Here is a 14,858-nt window from a genome sequence, read left to right on the forward strand (position 1 = left end):
AGCATTTGTATTGCCAAAACAAATGCAATACTGCATTCATCGAACTTAAAAGTATGACTTACACTGAATTGTGATGCTTCATCATACTAAGACAAGCCAACGCGGCATTCTGTTCACTGCAAAGGATTTCTGCCCGTGACGTTTTTTCATCGCTCAGAGGGTTTACCCCTTCAGGACCTGATCTTCGGTGCGTCAGTCTACTTTCCTCCCCTGTTTAAGGCCGTTCTGGTGGGCTTTATACTCTGGCTCATCGCGCATCGTCTGCTTCGCGACTGGATGTATTCCGGCGAAATCTGGCACCCCATGCTGATGGATCTTTCCCTGTTTGCCCTCTCCGTAAGCCTGGGCCTTGCCGTTTTGACTGCGTGGTGAATATGTCCCTGAAAACGCTAAAATACTTTTCCACCCTGTTTGTCCTTGCCCTCGCGCTGGTTGCGGGCTGGTGGATGTGGAATTTTTATATGCAGTCGCCCTGGACGCGTGACGGCAAAGTTCGTGCTGAACAGGTCAGCATTACCCCTCAGGTGTCGGGAAGTATCACGACGCTGTTGGTTAAGGATAACCAGTTCGTCAAAAAGGGTGATGTTTTATTCCGAATCGACGACACCCCATACCACATTGCGATTCTGAACGCCCAGGCACAGCTGGCGAAAGCCCAGTCTGACCTGGCAAAGGCCAACAACGAGGCCAACCGCCGCCGCCACCTGTCGCAAAACTACATCTCAGCGGAAGATTTAGACACCGCGAATATTAACGTTAAGGCCATGCAGGCGAGCGTCAACGTGGCAGAGGCGACGCTTAAGCAGGCGCAGTGGCAACTGACCCAAACCGTGATTACGGCACCGGTCGATGGATGGGTGACCAACCTCTCCGCCCGCGTGGGTAACTACGCCACCACCGGCCAGCCGGTTTTTGCCCTCGTCGACAGCCACTCCTTCTACGTGGTGGGCTATTTCGAAGAGACCAAGCTTCGGCATATTCGCGAGGGATCGCCAGCCGCGATTACGCTTTACAGCGGCTCGCAAAAGTTACAGGGTCACGTATCCAGCATTGGCCGGGCCATTTACGATCAAAGCGTTGAAACGGATTCAGGACTGGTGCCGGACATTAAGCCGAACGTTCCCTGGGTGCGCCTGGCCCAGCGCGTTCCGGTTCGCGTAGAATTTGACCGTTTGCCGGAGGACATTACCCTGGTATCCGGCACCACCTGCACCGTCTCCATCGGAACCCGCTAATGAAGCTGCAGGGGCTCACCTGGCACAACACGCCGTGGATGAAAGCGACGCGTCCCCAGTGGCGTTATGCGCTGCGTAACGGCATTGCCATGTGCCTTGCGCTGACCGTCGCCTACTACCTGAACCTGGATGAACCCTACTGGGCGATGACGTCGGCAGCGGTGGTCAGTTTCCCAACGGTCGGCGGGGTGATCAGTAAAAGCCTTGGCCGTATCGCAGGCAGCCTGCTCGGCGCCACCGCGGCGTTAATTATCGCGGGCCATACGCTGAACGATCCGTGGCTGTTCCTGCTGAGCATGGCGGCATGGCTGGGATGCTGTACCTGGGCCTGCGCCCATTTTACCAATAACGTCGCCTACGCGTTCCAGCTGGCGGGGTATACCGCCGCCATTATCGCCTTTCCGGTGGTTAACGTGCTCGACACCACCGAGCTGTGGGATATCGCGCAGGCGCGCGTCTGCGAGGTGATTGTCGGGATCCTCAGCGGCGGCTTTATGATGATGATCCTTCCCAGCACGTCCGACGGCACCGCGCTCATCACCGCCCTGAGAACCATGCATACCCGATTGCTGGAGCACGCGAGCCTGCTGTGGCAACCGGATACCAGCGATGACATCCGCCTCGCGCATGAAAAGGTTATCGGACAGATCCTGACCATGAATCTGTTGCGCATTCAGGCGTTCTGGAGCCACTACCGCTTTCGCCGTCAGAATACTCTGCTTAACTATTTGCTGCACCAGCAGCTGCGCATGACCAGTGCCATCTCCAGCCTGCGCCGGATGCTGCTCAACTGGCCGACGCCGCCTGAAAACACCCGTGCCGTGATTGAAGCGCTACTCGCGGCCCTTGCGCGCCCGGATGCGGACATTTATACCGTGGCGCGGATTATCGCCCCGCTCGCCCCGATTGATGAGTACGACTATCGCCATCGCGCCTTCTGGCAGCGCCTGAATTACTTTTGTCGGCTGTACCTGCGCAGCAGCCGCTGGATCGCGTCCATCGAAAATGCGACCCCGTTAACGGAGTTCAACGTCCCCGGCAGCCCGGCACTCGCACGCCATACCGACTACCTGGAAGCGCTGTGGAGCGGTTTTCGCACCTTCTGCGCGCTGATGCTGGTAGGGGCATGGAGCATTACCACGCAGTGGGAGTCCGGCACGGCGGCCCTGACGCTTGCCGCCATCAGCTGCGTGCTTTACTCCGTCGCGGCCTCGCCGTTCAATTCGCTTACGCTCCTGCTGCGCACGCTGGTGCTGCTGTCGCTGTTCAGCTTCGTGGTGAAGTTTGGCCTGATGGTGCAGATAAGCGATCTGTGGCAGTTCCTGCTGTTTCTGTTTCCCCTGTTGACCACCATGCAGCTTCTGAAGCTGCAAATACCCAAACTGGCGGGCCTCTGGGGGCAGCTGATTGTCTTTATGGGCTCGTTTATCTCCGTGACGAATCCGCCGGTTTATGATTACGCCGACTTTCTCAATGACAACCTGGCGAAGATCCTGGGCGTGGGGCTGGCGTGGCTGGCTTTCGCGGTGCTGCGTCCCGGCTCCGATGCCCGCAAGAGCCGCAGGCATATTCGGGAGTTACGCAGAGGGTTTGTCGACCAGCTCAGCCGTAAACCGCATCTGGGTGAAAACGAGTATGAATCGCTGGTATATCACCACGTCAGCCAGCTGAATAACAGCCAGGACGCGCTGTCGCGGCGCTGGCTGCTGCGCTGGGGCGTGGTGCTATTGAACTGCTCGCACGTGGTCTGGCAGCTTCGCGCGTGGGAAACGCGTTCCGATCCGCTGTCGCAGGTTCGTGATGTTTGCATCTCCCTGCTGCGCGATGTAATGAGCGAGCGCGGCGTCCAGCAGCGGCCGCTGGAAACCACGCTGAATGAACTGCAGCGGATCTGCGATACGCTGGCACGGCATCATCTGCCCGCAGCCCGCGATTTGGCCTCGATAATCTGGCGCCTGCACTGCTCGCTATCACAGCTGGAACAGGCACCGCCGCCGGGAACGATTGGGGATCAGATCACGCCGCACGCATAGCGTGCCCCGCCGCCACCGAGCGGTTTAGGCCGATCGGACATATTGTCGCCGCCGACATGAATCATCAGCGCTTTGCCTTTCACCTCATCCAGCTTTTTCAGCCGGGGCGCGACGACGGGATCGGTGGCTTTACCGTCGTTATTCACCACCAGCACAGGCAGATCGCCTAAATGCCCCATGCCATCCGGGCCTTCATGCTTGCCGGAATGCTGCGGATCGAGGTGACCCCCTGCCGCTTCCGCCGCCGACGGTTTGCCCTCTTTTAACGCGGGCTGACAGCTGCCTTTGGCGTGGACATGGAAACCATGTTCACCGGGAGGGAGGGCTTTGAGGTTGGGGGCAAACTCCAGTCCTTTATCGGTTTCCGTGATTTTCACCGTTCCGATGGACTGACCCACACCCTGTGGGGTGACGAGATTCATTTCCACTTCGTCGCTGGCTGCCTGCGCCCCTGCGCAAACAGCCAGCGTGACCAGTGCCAGAGCAAAACGCTTCATAATGACCTCCGCGGGTTATTTTTTGCCCCTTAAGTGTATACCAGGGGCAAAGATTTCACCGGAAAGTCACCTTCAGGCGGTTTATGGTACGTCGTAACCCAGCGCGGCCTTACGGATGCGGAACCACTGCTGACGGGTCATCTGCAGCTCTTCAGCTGCCAGCGCAGACCGCACGCGTTCAATTTTGCCGGAACCGATAATCGGCAGCGGTTTTGACGGCAGGCGCAGGATCCACGCGTAAACCACCTGCTCGATGCTCTCGGCGTTCAGCTCGCGAGCGATGGTTTCAAGCTCGTTGCGCAGCGGCTGGAATTCATCATCATTGAACAGACGTCCTCCCCCCAGGCACGACCAGGCCATTGGGCGAATGCGCAGCTGCTGCAGTTGATCGAGGGTACCGTCCAGCAGCAGCGGCTGGTGTACCGGGGAGATCTCAACCTGGTTGGTGGCCAGGGTAAACGGCAGACGAGACTGAAGCAGCGCAAACTGTGCCGGGGTAAAGTTAGAAACGCCGAAGTGACGCACTTTCCCACTCTGATGCAGGTTCAGGAAGGCTTCCGCCACCTCATCGGCATCCATCAGCGGGTCGGGGCGGTGGATTAACAGCAGGTCGAGACGATCGGTCGCCAGATTGACCAGCGACTGCTCGGCGCTCTTGATGATATGCGCGCTGTCTGTGATGTAATGACCGAGGGCGTGTTCAGGTTTTGCCGTGGTGGCAATCCCACATTTCGTGACGATCTCCATGCGATCGCGGAGTGCCGGAACCAGCTTGAGCGCCTCGCCGAACGCGGCCTCGCACTGGTAGCCACCGTAAATATCCGCATGATCGACCGTGGTGATGCCTAAATCAAGATGCTCTTCAATAAAGCTCGCCAACTGGAGGGGGGACATATTCCAGTCCATCAGGCGCCAGTAGCCCATGACAAAACGGGAGAATTCTGGCCCCTGGGGGGCAAGGGTAATTCGCTGAACCATAACATTTTCCTCAAGGACGTAATGTCATGAGTATACGCAATTACCGTGTTAAAAAAGTGAAGGTTGCTGCGGTTCTTCGGTCTCACCGGCTTTGTTTGCGCGTATTTTGCGCAGAAAACGCTGTCGGCAGAGGCGTAGCACCTCCTGCTTCTGCGTGTCGCTAAAGTTTTGCCAGTTAAAACGCTCATCACGGGTACGCATGCACCCGCGGCAATATCCGCGCTCATCGACCTGACAAATACCCCGGCACGGGCTCTGGATGGGGAAAAACTCCAGCTGCTCTGCCACACTCACCTCCCGATAGCCACTCTCACCTACAGTGAAGACGCTAAACGCGCGGCGTGCAAGGCCTATATCACAGATTTATGGCATTAAGGTTTCACTAATCTTCCGTCTCTATACTCGGCCCATCATGACAATGACAGGTTTACCGATCGATGTGGTTAATCAAAAAGTTACAATGTAACGACATAAAATTTACTCTGGGCTGTGCACTCTTCTTTACTCTGCTTAACGGGCTGTTTATCCAGCGCAGCTGGGCCATTATCGCCCCTGCCCATCTGCACGACATCCTCTTTGCCGCGTCCGTACCGCTGGTGCTGTTCTGCGGCTGGGTGATTGTTTTTAGCCTGCTTAATATCCCGTATCTCCGTAAGCCTCTGCTGATTGTATTGACGATTGGATGCGCTGCGGCAACCTACTTTATGTACACCTATGGCGCGGTGATCGATCAGAACATGATTGTGAACGTGTTCGAAACCAACTCTCAGGAAGCGACCGCCCTGGTGACCCCGCAGATGATCCTGTGGATTGTCATTGCCGGCCTCGTGCCTTCCGTGGTGGTGGCGTTGACCCGCATTCGTACCGGGAAATGGTGGTATGCCCTGCTGACGCGGGTTGCCGCGATGCTCGGCGCCCTGCTGGTGATTATCCTGATTGCCGCACTGTTTTATAAAGACTACGCGTCGCTGTTCCGCAATAACAAAAGCATCGTCAAAATGGTCACCCCGGCGAACTATGTCAGCGCCGTGGTGAAGTACAGCAAAATGCGCTGGTTTGCCGGCGATCAAACGCTGGTGCGCATTGGTGAAGATGCCCATAAAGGGCCACTGATTACCGGTCAACAAAAGAAAACCGTTCTGGTGCTTGTCGTCGGCGAAGCCTCGCGCGCGTCAAACTACTCCCTGAACGGTTACGGGCGCGAAACAAACCCGGAGCTGAAAAAGCAGGATGTGATTAACTTCCCGCAGGCCTCCTCGTGTGGGACTGAAACCGCGGTTTCCGTTCCCTGCATGTTCTCCGGCATGACGCGCAGCAAATACGATGCCGACCTGGCTCACCATCGCGAAGGACTGCTCGACGTGCTCAAGCATGCGGGTATCAACCTGCTGTGGCGCGACAACGACGGCGGCTGTAAAGGTGCCTGCGATCGCGTGCCCCATACCGACATGACGCAGTGGAATCTGGATCAGTTCTGCAAAGACAAATCCTGCATTGACGACGTGAATTTCTACCGTCTGGACAACGTGCTGGATGGCGTGAAGCAAGACACGGTGCTGGTTATCCACCTGATGGGGAGCCACGGTCCGGCATACTATCGCCGTTACCCGGACAACTTCCGTAAATTCACCCCAACCTGCGACACCAACGAAATACAGAATTGCGATCATCAGGCGCTGATGAATACCTATGACAACACTATCCTTTATACCGATAGCATGGTCAGCAAAACCATTGATGCGCTGAAAGCCCGCCAGGCGAGCATGAACACCGCGCTGATTTATCTCTCAGATCACGGTGAATCGCTGGGTGAAAGCGGTATTTATCTGCACGGTACGCCGTACATGCTGGCACCGGAGCAGCAAACGCATATTCCGTTTATGTTCTGGCTGTCACCGGATTACGCGAAAAACTTTGGCGTCAACGAGCAGTGTTTGCGTGACCATGCAGCAAAAAATGCGGTTTCTCAGGACAATTTGTTCTCGACCGTGCTGGGTATGATGGATGTGAAATCAACGGTTTATCAACAGCAGCTGGATATCCTGAGCGCATGTCGTCAGTAAACTGGCTTGCATTAGACCGAACGGTCTATTAGAGTGCGGCCATGAGCAGAAATACTGAACACGATACCCGCGAACATTTACTGGCGACCGGCGAGCGACTTTGCATGCATCGCGGGTTTACCGGTATGGGGTTGAGCGAGCTGTTAAAAACCGCTGAGGTACCGAAAGGATCGTTTTACCACTACTTTCGGTCCAAAGAGGCCTTCGGCGTGGCGATGCTGGAGCGACATTATGCTGGCTACCACCAGCGTCTGGCGACCCACTTTGCATCGGGTGAAGGCAACTACCGGGATCGTGTTCTGAACTACTATCAGGAAACGCTGAACCAGTTCTGTCAGCAGGGCATTATCAGCGGTTGCCTGACCGTTAAGCTGTCTGCAGAAGTGTGCGATCTTTCTGAAGATATGCGCACGGCGATGGATAAAGGTGCCCGCGGCGTTATCGCTCTGCTGGCCCAGGCGCTGGAGAAAGGCCGCGATGAAAAAACGCTGGCCTTTTCCGGCGAGCCGCTAACCCAGGCGCAGGTGTTATATGCGCTCTGGCTAGGTGCTAACCTGCAGGCAAAAATTTCGCGCAGTGCCGTGCCGCTGGAAAGCGCGCTGGCACATGTGAAAAACAGTATTACTGCGCCTCGCGTATAGCAGGCGTTTTTATTTACCTCATCACTAGTCGACTGGTCTACTCAGGAGTCTTTATGTCAGCTGAAAAATTATTTACCCCCTTAAAAGTGGGTGCCGTCACTGCGCCAAACCGCGTGTTTATGGCTCCGCTTACCCGTCTGCGCAGCATTGAGCCGGGTGACATCCCAACCCCACTGATGGGTGAATACTATCGTCAGCGCGCAAGCTCTGGCCTGATCATCACCGAAGCCACGCAGATTTCTGCTCAGGCTAAGGGTTATGCGGGTGCGCCAGGCCTTCACAGCCCGGAACAGATCGCCGCGTGGAAGAAAATCACCGCGGGCGTTCACGCTGAAGAGGGTCGCATTGCGGTCCAGCTGTGGCATACCGGTCGTATCTCTCACAGCAGCATTCAGCCCGGCGGCCAGGCACCAGTCTCCGCTTCGGCCCTGAGCGCCAATACCCGTACTTCACTGCGTGATGAAAACGGCAATGCGATCCGCGTGGATACCTCTATGCCGCGCGCGCTTGAGCTGGACGAGATCCCGGGTATCGTGAACGACTTCCGCCAGGCCGTGGCCAACGCTCGTGAAGCCGGTTTTGACCTGATTGAGCTGCACTCCGCCCATGGCTACCTGCTGCACCAGTTCCTGTCACCGTCGTCTAACCATCGCACCGACCAGTACGGCGGCAGCGTCGAAAACCGCGCTCGCCTGGTGCTGGAAGTGGTTGACGCCGTATGCCAGGAGTGGAGCCCAGAGCGTATCGGGATCCGCGTCTCCCCAATCGGTTCTTTCCAGAACGTCGACAACGGTCCTAACGAAGAAGCCGACGCCCTGTACCTGATCGAAGAGCTGGCTAAACGTGGCATCGCCTATCTGCACATGTCCGAGCCGGACTGGGCTGGCGGTAAGCCTTACACGGACGCTTTCCGTCAGAAAGTGCGCGAGCGTTTCCACGGGGTGATCATCGGTGCAGGGGCTTATACCCCGGAGAAAGCCGAAGACCTGATCGGCAAAGGGCTGATTGATGCCGTCGCGTTTGGCCGTGACTACATCGCCAACCCGGATCTGGTTGTCCGCCTGCAGAAAAAAGCGGCCCTGAACCCGCAGCGCCCGGAAAGCTTCTACGGCGGCGGCGCGGAAGGCTACACCGACTACCCTTCTCTGTAATCTCGCCGTTGTTCATTGATAGCGGCGATACTTCGCCGCTATACTAAAACATCGTTTCTGTTCAAAAAGACAGTCTATTTCATTGGTTAATGAGGAAATTATGCGCCTACTTCACACCATGCTGCGCGTTGGCGATCTGCAACGTTCCATTGATTTCTACACTAACGTACTGGGCATGAAGCTGCTGCGCACCAGCGAAAACCCGGAATACAAATACTCGCTGGCGTTCGTGGGTTACGGCCCGGAAACGGATGAAGCGGTGATCGAGCTGACCTACAACTGGGGCGTAGACAGCTATGAGCTGGGCACTGCCTACGGCCACATCGCGCTGGAAGTGGACAACGCGGCCGAAGCGTGTGAGCGCATTCGCAGCAGCGGCGGTAACGTTACGCGCGAAGCGGGCCCGGTAAAAGGCGGCACGACCGTGATTGCGTTCGTGGAAGATCCGGACGGTTACAAAATCGAGCTGATTGAAGCCAAAGACGCGGGTCGCGGTCTGGGCAACTGATCCCTCAGGGCGCAACTTGCGCCCGTAGTTTTACTGCATCACCCTGCAAAATTTGCCATAATGCGCTCTGCTTTTTCCCCTTGTAAGAGACCCTGATGTCCGATAACGCTCAATTTAGCGGTCTGTGCGACCGTTTTCGTGGTTTTTATCCCGTTGTCATTGATGTAGAAACAGCCGGATTTAACGCTAAAACCGATGCGCTGCTCGAAATTGCCGCCATCACGCTGAAGATGGATGAACAGGGCTGGCTTATCCCGGACACCACGCTGCATTTCCACGTTGAACCTTTCGAAGGGGCAAACTTACAGCCGGAAGCGCTGGCGTTTAACGGTATCGATCCGCATAACCCGCTGCGTGGTGCAGTGAGTGAATATGATGCGCTGCACGCCATTTTTAAAATGGTGCGTAAAGGCATGAAAGATAGTAACTGCAGCCGCGCCATCATGGTGGCCCATAACGCCACCTTCGATCACAGCTTTACCATGGCCGCCGCCGAGCGCGCCGCGCTCAAGCGCAACCCCTTCCATCCGTTTGTGACCTTCGACACCGCCGCACTGAGCGGCCTGGCCCTGGGACAAACGGTGTTATCAAAGGCCTGCATCACGGCAGGAATTGAGTTTGACGGCACGCAGGCGCATTCCGCTTTATACGACACGGAGCGCACCGCAGAGCTGTTCTGTGAGATCGTCAACCGCTGGAAGCGTCTGGGCGGCTGGCCGCTGCCGATGGGTGACAGCGAAGAATAAAAAAAAGCGACCTTATCAGGTCGCTTTTTTATTTGCGCAGAAAATTACTCTGCGTCCGGCTCTTCAGTTTTGTACTTGGCCGCCGTCTCTTTGATCAGCTGCTGCAGTTCGCCGCGCTGATACATTTCAATCAGGATATCGCAGCCGCCAACCAGTTCGCCGTCAACCCACAGCTGTGGGAAAGTCGGCCAGTTAGCGTACTTAGGCAGCTCTGCGCGGATGTCCGGGTTCTGCAGGATATCAACGTAAGCAAAACGCTCACCACAGGCTGACAGCGCCTGAACCGCTTGCGCGGAGAAGCCGCAGCTTGGCAGCTTCGGAGAACCTTTCATATACAGCAGAATCGGGTTTTCAGCGATCTGGCGCTGGATTTTTTCAATAGTGGTGCTCATGTCTTGCTTCCTTTAACTTCTGTTACGGCATTCGTCTGACATTGTAGCGGGTCAGACTGGCATCGGAAAATAACATTTTTGTCACGTTTATACATTCTACCCCGAGTCACGAAAAGTTGCATTGCAAATGGTGTTTACCCCTGCGGCGGTCAGGGTTTTGCTTAGGGAGTGGGCAAATGTGCGACAGAACGATGAATTTTTTTGCACTTGCTAACGAAACACGATTGTAGATTGAAAAATGCTATTAACTTTCTGGGTTTTTATAGATTAGAATCGACGGGCTTTGTAAATCACACGCGGGTATTATTGATGACCTGCATTTATCAGGGGACTGCCCAGTGGCGCGGATAAATAAAATCTCGATCACGCTCTGTGCTTTACTGTTTACTTCACTCACTTTCACGCCAGTGGCTAACGCCTCTCAGCAGGCGCGGCAGTCTGCTGAACAAAAAAACCATCTGGTGAAAGCCACAGAACGTAAGAAAAAAACCACCGCTAAGAACGACAAGAAAAAAACACCGGCTCAGACGAAACAGACAGCTTCCAGCAAGACGAAAACAAAACCTTCCCGCACTGCCCACTCCGCCAAAAGTAAAGCTTCGCAAACCGCCGCTAACCTCGTCACCGAAAAATGCATCACGCGCAAAGGCCACAAGGCGAAATGCACGAAGGTCACGAAAATAGCGGAAGTGCATAAAGTGCGTGTACAGAAAGCGCAAAAAACCGCGATGAACAAACTGATGGGGCAGATTGGCAAACCTTATCACTGGGGTGGCAGCTCGCCGCGTACCGGGTTTGACTGCAGCGGCCTCGTCTATTACGCCTATAAAGATCTGGTCAAATTCCGCATTCCTCGTACCGCCAATGAGATGTACCACCTGCGTGATGCCTCACCGGTTGACCGCGGTGAACTGGAAAACGGCGATCTGGTGTTCTTCCGTACTCAGGGTCGCGGCACGGCTGACCACGTCGGCGTCTATGTCGGCAACGGGAAATTCATCCAGTCACCGCGTAGCGGCCAGGATATTCAGATCACCTCTCTCAGTGAAGACTACTGGGTACGCCACTACGTCGGCGCGCGTCGCGTGATGACGCCGAAAACCATTCGCTAACCCCTGCCCTGCCACATCCGTGGCGGGGTAAGTTCCTCTTTTGCATACCCTTTCAATTTGCTATTCTGTCCATGTTGTCTGTGTGGTTATTGGCAACGCAAAATACAATAAGGAGAGAAGCAATGTCGTTCGAATTACCTGCACTACCGTATGCAAAAGACGCCCTGGCACCGCACATTTCTGCGGAAACCCTGGAATATCATTACGGCAAGCATCACCAGACGTACGTCACCAACCTGAACAACCTCATCAAAGGCACCGATTTTGAAGGCAAAACGCTGGAAGAGATCGTCCGCAGCTCAGAGGGTGGCGTATTTAACAACGCGGCTCAGGTGTGGAACCACACCTTCTACTGGCACTGCCTGGCGCCGAATGCCGGCGGTGAACCTGCCGGTGAACTGGCTACCGCTATCAATGCCGCATTTGGCAGCTTCGCGGATTTCAAAGCGAAATTTACCGATGCAGCCATCAAGAACTTCGGTTCTGGCTGGACGTGGCTGGTTAAAGAGGCGGATGGCAAACTGGCTATCGTGTCCACCTCTAACGCGGGCACCCCGCTGACCACCAGCGCTAAGCCGCTGATGACCGTGGACGTATGGGAACACGCTTACTATATTGATTACCGCAACGCGCGCCCGAACTACCTGGAGCACTTCTGGGCACTGGTTAACTGGGACTTTGTCGCGAAGAACTTCGCCGCGTAAGAGACACGCAGAAGGGTTCGCCCTTCTGCGTTTTTGGTTTATTCCGCAGCGCAGGCTGCTTCAGGCTGTTTACGACCCGACATCATCACCAGCAGCAGGCCGAGCGCGGCAATAATCGCCCCCATCACCGGCACAAAGCTGTACCCCAGCCCCCCCGAAATCACGGCCCCACCGGCCGCCGCGCCCAGGGCATTACCCAGGTTAAACGCACCGATATTCACGGAAGATGAGAGTCCCGGCGCTTCATGCGCGACACGCATCACGCGCATCTGCAGCGGCGGCACCACGGCAAAGGTGGCAGCACCCCAGACAACCATCGCGATCGCGGCCCCAAACTCATTACGCGCCAGCCACGGAATGGCAATCATGATGACAATCAGCAGGGTTAAGAAGCCCTTCAGCGTCCCGCTCACGGAACGGTCGGCAAATTTCCCGCCGAGATAGTTACCGATCGAGAAGCCCACGCCAATCAGCACCAGCATCGCGGTCACAAAGAGAGGCGTTGCGTGGGTGATGTCATGCAATACCGGCGAAATATAGGTGTAGAGGGTAAACATCGCCCCTGCCCCCAGCACGGTGGTGAGCAGCGCGGAGAGCACCTGCGGGCGCATCAGCACCGACAGCTCTCTGCGCACGTCAGGACGTTCCCCCGCGCTGCCTTTCGGCAAGGAGAAGAACAGCGCCACCATCGCAACCACGCCCAGCCCGGCAGTTGCCAGGAAAGACATACGCCAGCCGATCGCTTCCCCCAGCCAGGTTGCCGCAGGCACCCCGCCGATGTTGGCAATCGTTAGCCCCATAAACATGGTTGCCACGGCGCTCGCCTGCTTATGTTTTGGCACCACGCTGGCAGCCACGACCGACCCCAGCCCAAAGAACGCGCCGTGGTTAAGGCTGGTCAGAATGCGGGACAGCATCAATGTGGTGTAGTCCGGCGCAATGGCCGAGAGCACGTTGCCCAGGGTGAAAATCGCCATCAGGAAAATCAGCGCATTGCGGCGCGCGCGGTGCGAAAGCAGAAGCGTCATCAGCGGCGCCCCTACCATCACGCCGATAGCATAGGCGCTGATTAACATCCCTGCGGCAGGGATCGAGACGTCTACGCCCCGGGCAATAACAGGCAGTAACCCCATCGGGGAGAATTCAGTGGTGCCAATCCCAAAAGCGCCAATCGCCAGGGCCAGCAGGGGAAAATTGATTTTCATGCGTCAACTCCGGATGCCGTGTCATGTGGTGACACAGAACAAAGAAGCGGAAAGCATGACATCAATCACAAAAAATGAGAAGTTAACAAAATGGCAAAAGATTTTTGCCTGAGAAGTAACAATCCGGGGAGTCGGGAGGGAGAAGACTCTCCCTCCGCGTAAATCAGTGCAGCGCAGCCGTCAGACCGGCCGCGACAATCAGAGCCAGCACAACAACGGTGGTGAACAGCGAAAACTTAAGATCGGAACTCATCAATTTTTCTCCTTTTAATCCCCACACGAAAAGTGAGCTTGCTCATTTTTGCACAGATTACGTCAAAAATCTTCCTGGATTTATACTGATAACCACTTTACCTCTTCCCCTTTTCATCAAGATAGGACAAAATTCCACGCTAAATTTATTAGCGTACCGGCCATTGACCCCCTCCTGACGTCCCGTGTCGTTTTCCCGGCGTGCCGCAATTCAACATTGCGAGATAAGGGTGAGAGAAGGCAAACGTTTACCTTCAAGTTTTTCAGGAGTTTAGGATATGGTCTGGAGTGACATTTAATGGCAACAATTAAAGACGTAGCAAAACGCGCAAACGTTTCCACTACAACCGTATCACATGTAATTAACAAAACCCGCTTCGTGGCGGAAGAGACGCGCAACGCCGTCTGGGCAGCGATCAAAGAGCTGCACTATTCGCCAAGCGCGGTTGCGCGTAGCCTCAAGGTTAACCACACCAAGTCTATTGGATTGCTGGCGACCAGCAGTGAAGCGGCCTATTTTGCCGAGATCATTGAAGCGGTTGAAAAAAACTGCTTCCAGAAAGGCTATACCCTGATTCTGGGTAACGCGTGGAACAGCATTGAAAAACAGCGTGCCTACCTGTCGATGATGGCGCAAAAGCGCGTCGATGGCCTGCTGGTGATGTGTTCCGAGTACCCGGAATCCGTACTGTCGATGCTCGAAGAGTATCGCCACATTCCTATGGTGGTGATGGACTGGGGCGAAGCGCGCGCGGATTTCACCGATTCCGTTATCGATAACGCCTTTGAAGGCGGCTATATGGCCGGTCGTTATCTGATCGAACGCGGCCACCGCGAGATTGGCGTGATCCCCGGTCCGCTGGAGCGCAACACCGGCGCGGGCCGTCTGGCCGGTTTTATGAAAGCGATGGAAGAAGCGCTGATCAACGTGCCGGAAAACTGGATTGTGCAGGGCGACTTTGAGCCGGAGTCGGGCTACCGCGCAATGCAGCAGATTGTCTCCCAGCCGCACCGTCCGACCGCCGTTTTCTGCGGGGGTGACATCATGGCAATGGGCGCGCTGTGCGCTGCCGATGAGCTGGGTCTGCGCGTCCCGCAGGATATTTCCGTGATCGGGTATGACAACGTGCGTAACGCGCGTTTCTTCACGCCAGCGCTGACCACCATTCACCAGCCGAAAGATTCGCTGGGCGAAACGGCCTTCAATATGCTGATGGACAGGATCGTCAACAAACGTGAAGAGTCGCAGTCGATTGAAGTTCACCCACGTCTTATCGAACGCCGTTCCGTTGCGGATGGTCCGTTCCGCGACTACCGCCGTTAATCGCTTTACGGGGCCAG

At 55.8% G+C, this 14,858-nt stretch carries 17 protein-coding genes; 11 read left to right on the forward strand and 6 right to left on the reverse strand.

The window, feature by feature from the left end; translation table 11 throughout:
- Positions 1-135 precede the first annotated feature (135 nt).
- From V4835_RS13565 to V4835_RS13575, 3 genes are read left to right on the forward strand one after another with little or no spacing between them, the layout of a single operon-like run.
- Positions 136-372, forward strand: coding sequence for a DUF1656 domain-containing protein (locus tag V4835_RS13565; protein WP_023335444.1), 237 nt, complete (start codon positions 136-138; stop codon positions 370-372).
- 2 nt (positions 373-374) lie between these two features.
- Positions 375-1,235, forward strand: a complete 861-nt coding sequence (locus tag V4835_RS13570; protein ID WP_063142966.1) for an efflux RND transporter periplasmic adaptor subunit — start codon at positions 375-377, stop codon at positions 1,233-1,235.
- Complete coding sequence (locus V4835_RS13575; protein ID WP_331412482.1) at positions 1,235-3,268, forward strand: FUSC family protein; 2,034 nt, start codon at positions 1,235-1,237, stop codon at positions 3,266-3,268. Before V4835_RS13570 ends, V4835_RS13575 begins: the two co-directional genes overlap by 1 nt.
- On the opposite strand, the gene sodC is transcribed toward V4835_RS13575, so the two are convergent.
- From sodC to V4835_RS13590, 3 genes are all read right to left on the reverse strand, one after another.
- The gene (gene sodC, locus V4835_RS13580; RefSeq protein WP_331412483.1) at positions 3,247-3,765 is read right to left on the reverse strand and encodes a superoxide dismutase [Cu-Zn] SodC; all 519 of its coding nucleotides are present in this window, start codon (positions 3,763-3,765) and stop codon (positions 3,247-3,249) included. The two genes, V4835_RS13575 and sodC, sit on opposite strands and share 22 nt — an antisense overlap.
- 81 nt (positions 3,766-3,846) lie before the next feature.
- Entirely contained in the window at positions 3,847-4,743 is an 897-nt protein-coding gene (locus V4835_RS13585) for an aldo/keto reductase (protein WP_331412484.1), read from the reverse strand.
- Between the two features lie 48 nt (positions 4,744-4,791).
- Positions 4,792-5,031, reverse strand: a complete 240-nt coding sequence (locus tag V4835_RS13590) for a DUF1289 domain-containing protein (protein WP_023335439.1) — start codon at positions 5,029-5,031, stop codon at positions 4,792-4,794.
- 149 nt (positions 5,032-5,180) lie between these two features.
- On the opposite strand from V4835_RS13590, the gene eptA reads away from it, so the two are divergent.
- From eptA to rnt, 5 genes are all read left to right on the forward strand, one after another.
- Positions 5,181-6,806, forward strand: a complete 1,626-nt coding sequence (gene eptA, locus V4835_RS13595) for a phosphoethanolamine transferase EptA (protein ID WP_331412485.1) — start codon at positions 5,181-5,183, stop codon at positions 6,804-6,806.
- A gap of 41 nt (positions 6,807-6,847) precedes the next feature.
- Positions 6,848-7,447, forward strand: coding sequence for a TetR/AcrR family transcriptional regulator (locus V4835_RS13600; RefSeq protein ID WP_331412486.1), 600 nt, complete (start codon positions 6,848-6,850; stop codon positions 7,445-7,447).
- A 53-nt stretch (positions 7,448-7,500) separates the two neighbouring features.
- Positions 7,501-8,598, forward strand: coding sequence for an alkene reductase (locus tag V4835_RS13605; protein ID WP_331412487.1), 1,098 nt, complete (start codon positions 7,501-7,503; stop codon positions 8,596-8,598).
- Between the two features lie 100 nt (positions 8,599-8,698).
- The gene (gene gloA / locus V4835_RS13610) at positions 8,699-9,106 is read left to right on the forward strand and encodes a lactoylglutathione lyase (protein ID WP_063142959.1); all 408 of its coding nucleotides are present in this window, start codon (positions 8,699-8,701) and stop codon (positions 9,104-9,106) included.
- A 95-nt stretch (positions 9,107-9,201) separates the two neighbouring features.
- Positions 9,202-9,852, forward strand: coding sequence for a ribonuclease T (rnt, locus tag V4835_RS13615; protein ID WP_331412488.1), 651 nt, complete (start codon positions 9,202-9,204; stop codon positions 9,850-9,852).
- 44 nt (positions 9,853-9,896) lie between these two features.
- On the opposite strand, the gene grxD is transcribed toward rnt, so the two are convergent.
- Entirely contained in the window at positions 9,897-10,244 is a 348-nt protein-coding gene (gene grxD / locus V4835_RS13620; RefSeq protein WP_003832760.1) for a monothiol glutaredoxin 4, read from the reverse strand.
- Between the two features lie 338 nt (positions 10,245-10,582).
- Between grxD and V4835_RS13625 the strand changes: the two genes are divergently transcribed.
- Positions 10,583-11,356, forward strand: a complete 774-nt coding sequence (locus V4835_RS13625; RefSeq protein ID WP_331412489.1) for a C40 family peptidase — start codon at positions 10,583-10,585, stop codon at positions 11,354-11,356.
- Positions 11,357-11,478: 122 nt separating this feature from the next.
- Entirely contained in the window at positions 11,479-12,060 is a 582-nt protein-coding gene (sodB, locus tag V4835_RS13630) for a superoxide dismutase [Fe] (protein ID WP_023311353.1), read from the forward strand.
- Between the two features lie 38 nt (positions 12,061-12,098).
- On the opposite strand, the gene V4835_RS13635 is transcribed toward sodB, so the two are convergent.
- Positions 12,099-13,265: an MFS transporter gene (locus tag V4835_RS13635; protein ID WP_121423486.1), complete on the reverse strand. Its 1,167-nt coding sequence runs from the start codon at positions 13,263-13,265 to the stop codon at positions 12,099-12,101.
- Between the two features lie 163 nt (positions 13,266-13,428).
- Positions 13,429-13,518, reverse strand: a complete 90-nt coding sequence (cydH, locus tag V4835_RS13640; protein WP_008500596.1) for a cytochrome bd-I oxidase subunit CydH — start codon at positions 13,516-13,518, stop codon at positions 13,429-13,431.
- Between the two features lie 297 nt (positions 13,519-13,815).
- Between cydH and purR the strand changes: the two genes are divergently transcribed.
- Positions 13,816-14,841 (forward strand): HTH-type transcriptional repressor PurR, encoded by a 1,026-nt coding sequence (purR, locus tag V4835_RS13645; RefSeq protein WP_023335431.1) that lies wholly within the window; start codon positions 13,816-13,818, stop codon positions 14,839-14,841.
- The last annotated feature ends 17 nt before the right edge of the window (positions 14,842-14,858 follow it).

It is taken from the genome of Enterobacter cloacae complex sp. CARB60 (genome assembly GCF_036487345.1).
Lineage (GTDB): Bacteria > Pseudomonadota > Gammaproteobacteria > Enterobacterales > Enterobacteriaceae > Enterobacter > Enterobacter asburiae_D.

What these genes read in the sequence shown, in the direction of transcription:
- cydH (WP_008500596.1), bottom strand. Translation starts at nt 13,518, where the DNA reads ATGAGTTCCGATCTTAAGTTTTCGCTGTTCACCACCGTTGTTGTGCTG.
- V4835_RS13600 (WP_331412486.1), top strand. Translation starts at nt 6,848, where the DNA reads ATGAGCAGAAATACTGAACACGATACCCGCGAACATTTACTGGCGACC.
- V4835_RS13570 (WP_063142966.1), top strand. Translation starts at nt 375, where the DNA reads ATGTCCCTGAAAACGCTAAAATACTTTTCCACCCTGTTTGTCCTTGCC.
- grxD (WP_003832760.1), bottom strand. Translation starts at nt 10,244, where the DNA reads ATGAGCACCACTATTGAAAAAATCCAGCGCCAGATCGCTGAAAACCCG.
- sodB (WP_023311353.1), top strand. Translation starts at nt 11,479, where the DNA reads ATGTCGTTCGAATTACCTGCACTACCGTATGCAAAAGACGCCCTGGCA.
- sodC (WP_331412483.1), bottom strand. Translation starts at nt 3,765, where the DNA reads ATGAAGCGTTTTGCTCTGGCACTGGTCACGCTGGCTGTTTGCGCAGGG.
- purR (WP_023335431.1), top strand. Translation starts at nt 13,816, where the DNA reads ATGGCAACAATTAAAGACGTAGCAAAACGCGCAAACGTTTCCACTACA.
- V4835_RS13585 (WP_331412484.1), bottom strand. Translation starts at nt 4,743, where the DNA reads ATGGTTCAGCGAATTACCCTTGCCCCCCAGGGGCCAGAATTCTCCCGT.
- V4835_RS13605 (WP_331412487.1), top strand. Translation starts at nt 7,501, where the DNA reads ATGTCAGCTGAAAAATTATTTACCCCCTTAAAAGTGGGTGCCGTCACT.
- gloA (WP_063142959.1), top strand. Translation starts at nt 8,699, where the DNA reads ATGCGCCTACTTCACACCATGCTGCGCGTTGGCGATCTGCAACGTTCC.
- V4835_RS13635 (WP_121423486.1), bottom strand. Translation starts at nt 13,265, where the DNA reads ATGAAAATCAATTTTCCCCTGCTGGCCCTGGCGATTGGCGCTTTTGGG.
- V4835_RS13575 (WP_331412482.1), top strand. Translation starts at nt 1,235, where the DNA reads ATGAAGCTGCAGGGGCTCACCTGGCACAACACGCCGTGGATGAAAGCG.
- eptA (WP_331412485.1), top strand. Translation starts at nt 5,181, where the DNA reads ATGTGGTTAATCAAAAAGTTACAATGTAACGACATAAAATTTACTCTG.
- rnt (WP_331412488.1), top strand. Translation starts at nt 9,202, where the DNA reads ATGTCCGATAACGCTCAATTTAGCGGTCTGTGCGACCGTTTTCGTGGT.